The organism is Chryseobacterium sp. c4a, from assembly GCF_009900745.1.
Classification (GTDB): domain Bacteria; phylum Bacteroidota; class Bacteroidia; order Flavobacteriales; family Weeksellaceae; genus Chryseobacterium.
The window spans coordinates 1-12,236 of sequence record NZ_WXVU01000016.1 but is presented as its reverse complement, the minus strand read 5'-3'; the positions used below and the strand labels follow the sequence as shown (position 1 = coordinate 12,236).

General features: G+C 38.6%; 4 protein-coding genes. 2 read left to right on the top strand and 2 right to left on the bottom strand.

Annotated features, from left to right (window positions below):
* Positions 1 to 8 precede the first annotated feature (8 nt).
* The gene (locus tag GTR01_RS18395; protein ID WP_160139225.1) at positions 9 to 482 is read right to left on the bottom strand and encodes a hypothetical protein; all 474 of its coding nucleotides are present in this window, start codon (positions 480 to 482) and stop codon (positions 9 to 11) included.
* Positions 483 to 503: 21 nt separating this feature from the next.
* Positions 504 to 824, bottom strand: a complete 321-nt coding sequence (locus GTR01_RS18390; protein WP_160139224.1) for a DUF4870 domain-containing protein — start codon at positions 822 to 824, stop codon at positions 504 to 506.
* A 240-nt stretch (positions 825 to 1,064) separates the two neighbouring features.
* Between GTR01_RS18390 and GTR01_RS18385 the strand changes: the two genes are divergently transcribed.
* Both GTR01_RS18385 and GTR01_RS18380 read left to right on the top strand, forming a co-directional pair.
* Complete coding sequence (locus GTR01_RS18385; protein WP_160139223.1) at positions 1,065 to 2,927, top strand: helix-turn-helix transcriptional regulator; 1,863 nt, start codon at positions 1,065 to 1,067, stop codon at positions 2,925 to 2,927.
* Positions 2,928 to 3,360: 433 nt separating this feature from the next.
* A partial coding sequence (locus GTR01_RS18380) for an AbfB domain-containing protein (RefSeq protein WP_160139222.1) occupies positions 3,361 to 12,236 on the top strand: 8,876 nt, incomplete at its 3' end.

The following is a 12,236-nucleotide window of genomic DNA, read 5'->3' as shown; positions in this document are numbered from 1 at the left end:
ATTAAAAGTTAAATAGGTGTTATTTTGTACCGTCCATTAAGGTCTTCCCATTCATTCACAATTTCCTGCATCGCTTTCTTACTGAAAGATTGTGAAATTACCGGGCGCTTAAAATGTGAAATATTTTTAAAGTTACCATACAGATAATATCCTAAGGGAATAAAACCCATCCGAATCGTCTGTAGCTCAAACCCTTCAAAATCACTGAGATCATAAGTAAATTTCCGACGATTTAATCCTGTATGAGCAATGATAAGACTCTTTGACATCGGATCAAAACAAACATTGGGAGGCATAAAGGAAACAATCGTTAGCAATACTGAAAATATCAGCATAATAATTCCTGTTTTAAGATAACTGGTATTAATAATCACGATGATTGAAATTAGCAACCACGCAACCATCACTATATGTTGTAAAGATAAGTACTGTTTTACCTGATAGCCTGTTCCTTCTTTTTTTAAATGTTTAAAATCTTCCATACCTGTAAGTATCTGAAATTTCTATCCTAGAAAAGAAAATTGGTCGTCTGCTATTTTCCCGATCAGTGGCAAAGGTTTTTCCACCTCATTGGCTGCATTAATCGCTCCAATAATCATCAATACCAATGGCAGCACAACAAATATTCCTAAAATACCAATGTGAGTAACTGAAATAAGAATCCCAAGAATAGTGGGTAAAATAAAAGAAAGAATTGCTACTCCTAAAGACTGTTTAAGATGATACTTTAAAAGATTATCTGCCTTTTCCTTTCCTGATATAAAAGCGATCAACCATCCGAAAATCGTAATATATGATACGATAGATAATGTTTTGTTGTCCATGATAATTTTTTTTATAATTAATATTTTTTGATTTTTTCTCTGAATCAAAATTGCAACAGAAAGTTATAATTCCAATTTTTCATGTTACTACAAAACAACCTCAGCTCAAAATAAAAGTGTCTACAAATTGTCTACAAAACATTCTAAACAATTAATTAACAAGTGATTAAATACAATGTCGTGGTGTGTTTTTTTATGATAATCGTCGATAGGTATCTGCAATTTTTGTATTTTCACCTTATGAAATTGCAGTTCACTTTTTTATTCTTTCTATTTTTCATCGGTATTCTTTGCCCGGCCCAAAATGCATTTATTGATGGTCTTAAAAATCAATTGAAGGGCAACGGATCTGCTGAAGAAAAATTTAAAGTTTATAATGAACTTTCAGAATATTACAGAGTCAGTGATCAGTATTCTGCTGCTGAAAAATATATTCAAGAGCAAATAGGTCTGGCCAAAAGGGAACATAATTATACAGAGGAAGTAAAAGCATTGGTTCAAAGTGGAATTATTAAGCTTAATCAATCACAATATGATAAGGTTCCCAAGCTTATTGATGCTGCTAACGCCACTGCTCAAAAAGCGAATGATAAAACGGCTTTATTATACGCTGATTATCTAAATATTTACTATAACAATTCCCTGGGAGAAGCAGAAATCACCATGAAACTTATTCAGAAAATACTTCCACAAGTTGAAAAGCTTCCTTCAGAAGTTTTACTGAATGCAAAACTCAATTACCTCCTCTATGGCATTCATTCCGAATGGAATGATGCTAAAAATGCCACATTATATGCTCAAAAAGCAGTGGAACTAGCCCAAAAGTCAGGAAATAAAAATATGCTCAGCTCAGCTTATTCTGCCATGGCGGTCTGTTATTATTTTCCTTATGAGAAAACCGGAGACATAAAGGATCTAAAGCTTGTTACAGCAATGTGTAAAAAAGCCGTTGCTCTTTATCATCAGTTTCCGGGACAGGTTTCAGCCCATGTTCATGCTATGGCTTTATTAAATCTAGCCAATTACAATTTGAGTTATCCGGTGATCACCCCGGAAATTCGTAAGGAAATTCAGGATAATACTAATGAAATACTGACACTCACTCAGCATACTACCTTAAACCAAGGGATTCAAGCCGGAGCTTTAGGAATTCTTAGTAACCTTGCTACCCGTGATCAGAATGATTCCTTGTCAGAAAGATATCTTTTAAAAGCTGAACAGATTTTACTTACTCAGCACCCTGTATACTATCATGTCATGATCAATGTAGTAAGTGATCTGGCTAAATTGTATGAAAAACGGAAAAACTATCAAAAAGCATACGAATATCAGGCGAAGGTAACAGAATACAACAGTCTTCTTTATAACGAAGGGCAGGCAGAAACAGCCAAAAGGCTTGAAGCTCAGTTTCAGTCTCAGAAAAAAGAGTCGGAACTAAAATCCCTCACAGAAAAAACAGCAAGCCTAAAGAAAGAAAAATTTCTCTATATCGGATTAGGAATCATTGGATTAATCGGAGCATTTTTCATGTTCCGTTCTTATCATTATAAGTTACGCTATTCTATAGCACAAGAGAAAAAGCTAAATACAGAAAAACATGAAGCTGAAATGCTGGTAAAACTTCAAAAAGAAGAGCAAGCCAGATTGAAGGCAGAACAGGAATTGCTCACATTGCAGCAACAAAAACTTCAGAGTGAAGTACTGGCCGGTCAGCTTCATATTCAGCATAAAAATGAGGTTCTTCAGCAGCTTCAGACCCAGCTTTCGGATAAGGATATTAATATCAGCCACGTTGTCAAAGAGCAAAACCGTGTGGATAATGATTTTGAAAAGATCAGATTTACCATTCAGGAATTACATCCCGACTTTTTCAAAAATATCAATGAAAAGACCAAACAAAAATTAACCCCTCTGGATCTTAAATACTGCGCTTATATTTACCTGGGAATGGATACCAAACAGATCGCCAATCTTCTAAACGTAGAGCCTAAAAGTGTGAGAATGACCAAATACCGACTGAAAAAGAAATTCGTATTGGATGAAAACATGGCTTTAGAGACTTTCTTACAGACCCATACTTCACGAAGATCAATAAATTATTGAGAAAAAGCTTTTACTGTGGTATGTTTTAGATTTTCTACAAAATCACCCTTGAATCTAATTGTATACTCAAGTATATCATTGCATAATTCATTTATTACGTACAGCATAACTTATTACTTTGTACCAAAATTTATAATCAATTAATGTCCAATACGTCATCACTTATTATTGAGAATAGTCTCCTATTTTTAATTTCACCCATTAATATTCTATATTTATTTTTTTACTTTTTCGAAAAGCCAAAATCAATTCACTTACTTTGGATTTAATTTCATTGTTTTTACGAAAAATAAAAATCAATTCACACTATTTAGATTTATTATTCTCACTATTACGCGTTATAAATATTAAAAAATAAACAATAATCAATATTTATTGAATACAAATCAGTTTTATGCATTTTTTTTCATAAATTCACAATAAAATAAAAACCATGAAAAAGAACACTTTATTAAGACATTTCTTGTTACTCTTATTATTTTGCACAAGATTACTGAATGCACAAGAACGCGTCGACGGATTCCCGGTTATTAATGTCAACGTTCCTCAGCTTAGAAATGATAAAGGAGAAGTGTTGAACTTGGGGCAGACAATAAGGGCTGTGCGTATTTCGGTTCCTAATATTGAGGAAAGATCAACAATTGTAGTAGCACTGGACAAATGGTATGTTGATGACGATCATGTCCGGGTGGAAAGAGATAGTGACTTAGAAGCAAAGCGTTTTGTAAGGCGTATTACAGATGGACTAACAGAAAATGCCTCTTATTTTTTTGGACGAAATCAGATTCATGGAATTTATTTGATGCGTCCTCTTGAAGATGTGGTTTCAAACAATGTAGGACCAACAGGACATGCGGATGTGAATATTCTGATTACTCGTGGAACGTATTATGGGATAAGTTCAGTAACTATTCCGTATGATATTGCTACGGGTGGATTAAATGCTAGAAACGGCTTGGGTGTCCAGTCAATGATTATTATGCCGGACACGCCAAACGTGTTAGTGGGCTTTAATCCGGATCGTTCCAGGTATGCTATGAACGAGTCGTTGATGCTGGCTCATGAAATGATTCATGCATCAGATAACCTAAGAGGTGCAGAGTTTGATGAGACAGTTCCTGTAGAGCAGAAATTGCAAAAGATACGTGGAGGAATATATGAGGTTGTAATGCCTATTGAAGGGTCAGAGATTATGACAACGGGGGAATTGGACTCACATATCCTTGGAGCGCAAATGAGTTCCACAAAAAATCGACTGGAAGATTGGCCTGCGATTAAGTCAAATGTAGAGCTTATAAATAAAAAAAAGGAAATTACAGATAGATATCCTAATGATCGGGGGAAAATAAATGCCATTAATGATGTTGAAACCGGACGACGTTTGGTTAGTGGTATTAAAGAGAATATACTTGTGGAAGAACGTGGCTTAAAGCCGCGTCGGCACTATTATATTCCTGATGACGCTGCCAGAATAGCATGGAATATGAATGATGGATTTGTAACATCAAGCCTTTATCAAGTGCCAGAGGGAATAAATATTACTAATAGTGATCTGAGAGATCCGGATGCTTTGGTTCGGAAGTTAGGAAATATTCCACATCCAGTTCCTCCATGTGGTCCTCCGAATAGAGCTAGAAGGCCTTGCAAGCCTGATCCAAATGGCAAGGTCACAGATGAGACGAGGGACCGTATTAAGAAGGTGAGGGAATTTCTCAAGAAAAATCCCAATGCTCCGATATATGATGGCTCTGCACTTACGCATCCTGACTTTATGGAACAGCGGGCCATCGGCCGCCCTAAAAAGGTCTATTTATCGGATTCACGGGGCACCAATGAAATATTCCGTCACGGAATTCTTTCTAATGGAACGGATTATTCTGTTTTTACTGACGTATTGTTAGGCTCTGAAGAGTCTAATAATTCAGGTTGGGTGGTAACTACTGAGTCACTTGATCAGTTGGTAGATAAAGTGACAGCTCCGACAAAAAAAAGTGGATGGGTTATTCCAGGACATCCATCTTCTCCCAAAATCTACTATTGTGGAGCTTGGGTATATGAAATTGATGCGACCGATTATTTTGTTTCTTTTGAAGAATCAGCTCGGGCACGTGGGCTTCCTAACGAACTGGAAGTTGCAGCGCAGCGGAAGGAATGGGGTGCAATTCGTAAGATCGACGGGGGGAATATTGAAAAAGCTACTTTCTGGGAGGCAGCCTATGAGGTGACTCCGGATGGAAATGTTAAACCGGAACCGCTTTATAAACGAGCGTTAACTGTCATAGAAAATACAGAATTCTACCGCCCGATGTGGAATGCATACTCACCGTATTTAGATAAAAAATCAGGATGGAATGACCAGGTGAAAATTTTTGATAAGAATAAATTGGATACCCATAAAAGCCGTGGTGCTTTAGAGGCAGATTTCATGAAAATGGCAAAGAGTATTTCGTGTCCGGCAGGGATTTGTCACGGAATAGATTTAGGTGCTTTGAAAGCCAATGCTTCCAGGTTATTAGATATTATCACCAAAGATGATAAGTTTATGAGATCATTTCCAAAACGAGGGAAAAAGCTATTGAGCAAAGCTGAGTTGGAAACCGCTTACAATTTTATAGTTAAACGGGTGAAACAAACAACTACAATTGAATTTAAAAGTCCGTTGCAAAAAGCTGGTTTCATAGCTTGGGTATATAATACACAAGTTCTCCTTAATGCTCAAGATAGCACAACAATGGATAAGTATGCTACAATTTTAGGAATAGTGCCATATTTCGGAGAAGCTACAGGGTTGATAGCAGCCATCCAGAGTGGAGATCCGGAGGCAATTATTGTTAATTCACTTGCGGTAACAGTTTTATTGGTATCAATAGTTTATCCTCCGCTTGCCGCAGTTTCTCCTACTTTTCTTATTTATCCGTTTGCAAGGTTTCTTATTGATAAGGTTATTGAAGCATACTCTGCAGGTCCTTGGTTTACAAAAATTGAAAAAACACTTCCGATCCCAGATGAGGATTACCAAACAATCTTGGATCCTGTTTCTCTTAAAGATTTTAAGGGCAATGCCCAAGCTGGATTTACGGTAAACTTTGAGGTGAAAAATATCCTACCAGGAACTCAGATTGTAGCCCGAAGAGTCATTCTGGATAATGAAGGTGAAACTACAGAAATTACTAAAGATGTAGAAGTAACGGGAGAAGATTCAAAAATGATAAACATGTCTATCCCTTGGGCAACTAAAGCACAGGTTGGAGAGAGGATGGAAAGTTATGATTTCTATTATAGAATAAAAAAGAACTGGGGGACATTTGTCTCGGCGAAAGTGTTGCGTATTATGACAAAATATGAAGCAAACTCATTTGTTCACAATAGAACTACGATACCTTTTAAGAATAGTCAAAAACTAAAAGAAAAAGAATTGATATGGGAAGATTTAAAAATAATGAGGCTTACTAATAAATATCCGGGATTAGTAGGAACGGTATTTGCCGCTAATATTGATGCAGCATTTTATGATGTGAACTCTTGGGATTCCGACAAAAAAAAGTATAAAAGAATAGGTTTTTTTAGCGGGCCTAAATTTTTATGGTATGATGCGATAGAAAATACAATAGAAGGAGGGAAAAAAAATATAAAATATATTTCGGAGACTTTCCCTTTCACAGCCGGGACATCATTTTCACAAAGAATAGATGCTGCATCTATGAGTTGGAATCAAAAGGATCTGGTATACTTAATAAAAGGAAGTCAGGTGGCTACTTATAATATTAAAACAAAAAAAGACAGCATTATACCTATTAAACAAAAATTTCCTTTTATTGACGAAAGATTCACAGACAAAATAGATGCTTTGACATTTGATTATGAAACAGGGGAAAAAGCTACTTTTTTATCACTAGACCGGTTTGGTATTTATAATTTTAAAGATTCCGATACGAAAGTGGGGGATGCTGTGAATCGATGGAAAATTTATGGAGGTCTTGATTTATCAACCGGATTTGATGCAGCATTGGAAGATGAAAATAACATAACACATTTTTTTAAAGGATCTCAGCTGTTTAATGCTCAGTTTAGTGAACAAAGGAAGCTACGTGATAATATATTAATTTCTCTAAAAATAGATAGATCAACCTATATGAATAAACCACCTGGTCAAATTTGGGTTGTTGACAAATATATGCATGTTAACTCAGAATCTTTAAGTATGGAACCAGTTGGCTCTTATGATAAACAAAAGGCAAAAGCAACAACATTTCGGGTTCATGCCAGTCCAAAAAAAGCAGGATGCTTCCGTTTTGAATCTGAGCTGGAACGAGGAAAATTTATTCGGAGAGGAAGTGTTAACAATCCGGGGTGGACTCGGATTACTCTGGCTAATGATAAACCAAACAATAACACCTATCTGGAACAATCAACTTTTTGTCCAAAAGTAGATGGTTCTATAACAAGATTAGAAGCTTTTTCAAGTCCTGGCTCCTTTATGATGTATGATGTAGTTAGACAAGAATTTCACATTCATAAAAACAGTGGTGGTACTTCTGTCGGACGATATTTTTATGATCAATGGGGAATTTCTGATCCCTGGTATGCTAGTGATGTAGATTTTAATCTGGGAACAATTGCTATGCTCAAGGTTGATGGTGCTTCGGGTCAGCCGGATGAATATTTACACTACGGGGCTAATGGTGCACGAATTGATAAACTGTCTGAGACTTCATCCATTTCAGATAAGCAAAGGGCAGCATTTTTTATCCGGCAGGGACTTGCAAAGACTAGTTGTTATTCATTTGAATCCGTAAGTAATCCGGGGAATTACCTTTATCATTCAGAGCTTGATAAAGGCGCAAGAAAGGTAGGCTTTTCTGAACGTGAGAAAGGAGATATTCGGAACATGACGTTTTGTGCATTCAAATTAGGTACAAACAGAACCCGTCTGGAAACTTATAATGTAACAGATGGAAATCTACGACGGATGGGAGGAGAAGTATGGGCAGCGGTAAAAGGAGAGGCAGAAAAAGGAACAGGAGATTATGACCGGGATATTGCCTGGAATATTACACAACCGTTGCAATGGGAATTTACAGGATTGAGAGATCAGATTGAACCGGTAAAGATAGCTCCGGGTAATGAAGGAATTGTTCCCTGGACGGTGGCAAATACCGGCCATCAGATAAATGGAAGCTTTCAGAATCAGGTATTGTTTACAGCCCCGGATAATACCCGGTTTATAGAACAAAATGAAGTGAAGCACACCGTATCTAAAGATGGAGGCAAGACCTGGAAGAGTGATGACTATTACAAAACATTAACTGGTTGTAAGCTATCAGAAAAAGGAAAATATTTGACTTGTGATGATACCGGGAGAGACAGAGGCTGGTGGGGCGCTTTGGGAAATGATAAAACAGAAGGTAAAACAGAATATTTTGTCCGCTATCAGCCAAGAGTAAAGGTAGATGCCAATGTCCCAAAAGGGAAATGTTTAGGATTGGGAAGAGGTGAGATGAAGATAAGGGATGCCCAACAGGCCTGGACTGGTGGATGGCATCAGCTAGGGGATATATCAGTAGGTGGAGCTTTAAAAGTATGCACGCCAGGCTTTGTAGAAGAAGATCGCTCAGAGGCTGTAAGATTAGCTCCGGGTAGTGAGGGCACTGTCCCTTGGATGGTGGCCAATACCGGATTCGAACTACGGGGAGATTATTCAGGAAAGATGAAATTTAAAGCTCCGGTTGGGGCTACCTTCCCAGCACAGGCTACCGTGCCGTTTTCTTACACAGAGGATGGGGGACAAAATTGGAAAGAAGAGCGCGGCCTAACCGGGTGTAAAGTTATTGATAGAGGAACAGGCCTGAGCTGTGATATAAGTGAGGTGAAAAATCACAGTTGGTGGGGTCCCGAGGGTAATGATAAAGGAGAAAACAAAAAGGAAAATATTTTCCGGTATCAGCCAAGAATCCGGATTGATGATAATACTCCTCAGGGAAAATATTTGGATGAAGGAAATGGTGAGCTGGAGATAAAAAATGCTTTGAATGCCAGACCTCACAGTTGGGATCAGCTGGGAGATATTAAAATAAAAGGTTCATTAAAAGTGCATACAACAGGTTTCCTGGGGGCGGTTGATCGTTTTAAAAACGCAAATATTGCTCCCGGACAAGAGGGGATTGTTCCATGGTTGGTAGCTAATACCGGATATCATGTGAAAGGAGATTTCAATAACAAGGTAGTATTTACCGCACCTGATAAAACCCGCTTTGTAGAACAAGCTGAAGTAAGCCAGGGTATTTCAAAAGACGGTGGTAAAAGCTGGATAACTAACGAAAATTGGAATAAATTAACAGGATGTGTAGTGTCTGAAGGAGGAAAAAAACTGCTGTGTGATAATGTTGGAAAAGAGCGAGGATGGCATGGCCCTAAGGGGGATGATAAAGGTAAAAATAAAGAAGAGTATCTTTTACGATATGAACCAAAGATTCGGGTAGACGATCTGGCTCAGCCGGGAGAAGACCTTTTAGGGCGGGGTAATATAATGATAACGAATACCCAAATAGCCAGAACGGGCGGGTGGGATCTACTTGGAAATGTACCCGTAACCGGTGTTCTAAAAGTTCACGTAGCTCCCCGGAAGCTGGAAGCCGGGAAAGAGACCTCATTGAAAGTTCCGGGACAGGATAAGTTTTTAAGGCATCAACACAGCTTGGCCCGGGTAGATCTTATCTCTGAAAAGAGCCCTATGTCAGCTAAACAGGATGCCGGTTTTATAACCCGTTCAGCAGAATCAGTTTCAGGACGGTCGTGTTATTCATTTGAATCGGTGAATTATCCGGGAAGATTTTTATTTGTAGACGTGAGTGACGGAAATAGGGTCAAACTTGGAGAGCAGTATGTAACAATAGGCAACCGGCGTGCTGACCGAGCCGTTAGATTTTGTGCAGCTACAAGTGGAGATGGTTCAGTCATACTGGAATCCATGCTAGTGAATAAAGAAAGTCTAGGGTTTTTAGTACGTGAGGGAAATAATAGTGATATAGTATCTGTTAAGCCTCAGCCGGCGGATGCTGCCGAACGTAAGAAATGGGAAATCAACCGCCAATGGGAGATTGGGGGAATTTTAAGAACCCTAATGCTAGAAGATCAGTCAGAAGAGATAAATGTGACCCCCGGACAGAAGACTACAGTAACGATGGGAATAGCTAACCAGGGAGGGCAGATTAGTGCTGATCATACAGGAAAAGTGGAATTCACAGCTCCAGAAGGAACCAAGTTCACGGAACCAAGTACAGTCTCAATCCGTATCTCTGGTGGTGGAGGTCGAAGTAAACGTGATATTCAGGAACTTAAAGACTGTGTAGTTTCTGACAATGGCAAAAAGCTGACATGCAATGATACGGGCCAGAAAGATTTAATTTGGCACGGAATGCAAGGAGACTCAGAGGGGAAAAATAAAAAGAAAGAAGCTTTTTGGTATGATGTATCACTTATGGTAGATCAAGATGCTCCTCAAGGAAAATGTACAGTAGGCCGGGGTGTAGAGACATTGGTTAATACTTCGGTGACTACCTCTAATGGAGTAGAGAAGCTGGGAAATGTATCGGTAGCAGGTGCTTTAAAAGTATGTACTACCGGCTTCCCTGGTGCCGTAGACAGGTCTGAGATTGTAAAACTTGCTCCCGGTAGTGAAGGAATAGTGCCGTGGGTGGTAGGTAATACAGGTTATGAGTTGACTGCCCAACGGAATATGGTGAGGTTCACCGCTCCGGAGCAGACAACATTTCCACAGCAAAGATCTGTGACTGCTATGTCAGTAAATGGGATTGGGAACGTTAAGGCCCTGGAGAACTGTGTAGTTTCAGAGCTTGGTAAAGTCCTTACCTGTGAGGAAGTAGGGATCGATAATAAAAATCATAAATTTGAGTGGAAAGGAGCCTTGGGTGACAGATCGGGAAATAAAAAGGAGGAGGAATTAATCAAGTTTATGCCGAAAATAAAGGTAAATGATGATGCTCCACATAATAAATGTCTGGCCTCGGGAAATGGGGTAAGAGTCTTGAAGGATGTTTATATATCAGACCCTGATGGGGGGCAGAATATCGGAGATATACAGGTAACCGGAGCTCTGAAGGTTTGTACCACCACCGGACTTTTTCCTATCGATAAGGTAGTAACCTTGCAAATGACGGATAATCCACGTTGGAAGATCCGGCAACAGGATGGTAGAGGCTGGGTGGATGAGATTAATAGCTCCGGTTCGATGCAGGATCGTATGGATGCAACTTTTATTTTACGGAAAGGTAATTCTGATAAATCATGTTATTCACTGGAAGCCGTTTATTACCCGGGACAATGGCTGTATGTGAATCGCAAGCATGAATACAGGCAGGTTAAGCTTGGAAGAACAGCGGATGCCAAAGCTTCAACATTCTGTATGATTAAAGATAAAAATAAAGGTAAGGGAATTATGCTTGAAAATGACGGACTTTATCTGATGAAAGCACAATATTTAGATAAAGGACGGGCGCTTCGGGCAGCGAATTCATCGAGTGGTGAACCTAATTTCCCAAAGAATGCCCAGTGGGACATCATAGATCCGTTATGGGATGTAGAGCCTATAACCAATTTGGAGCTAAATAAGGCCATAACTTTACAGTCTGCGGATTCCTCATTGAAAGATTATGTGCTTAGAGGTACGGATGGCAAAGCCTGGTTTGGCTCAATTAATTCTGGAAGTGATGCAAGAGATCGTATTGATGCTACATTTATTATTCGTGCAAGCCATAATGGATACGCATTTGAATCAATAAATAGACCGGGGAACTATTTATATGTTGCAGAAGATAACAAAGTTCAAATGAGTAATAACCCTAATGCCGCAGCATCAACATTTCATGCTTTTAAAAATTCTAAAGATGAGATTATGTTTACAAATTTAAGTGTAAATAAAAAAGGAATATATGAAAAACCGAAATTTATCTGGCATGAAAATGACAAAATTTGGGCATCACCAGCTGGAGGTTTTTCTGATAAAGCTATGTTGTGGAAGATTGTTACCCCATTATGGAATGTAGAGCCCGTAACCAATTTGGCGTTAGACAAACCAATCTCGCTTCAGGCAACGACCTCAGGGTTTACTGATCATGTACTTAGAGGTACAGATGGACAAGGCCGGACAGGCAAAATTGACTCTAAGAGTGATGCAAGAGATCGTATAGATGCTACATTTACTGTGAGAAAAGGAATGAGCAATAATCTATGTTATTCCTTTGAATCTGTGAATTACCCGGGACAATATCTATATGCCCCATCCGGAGATAA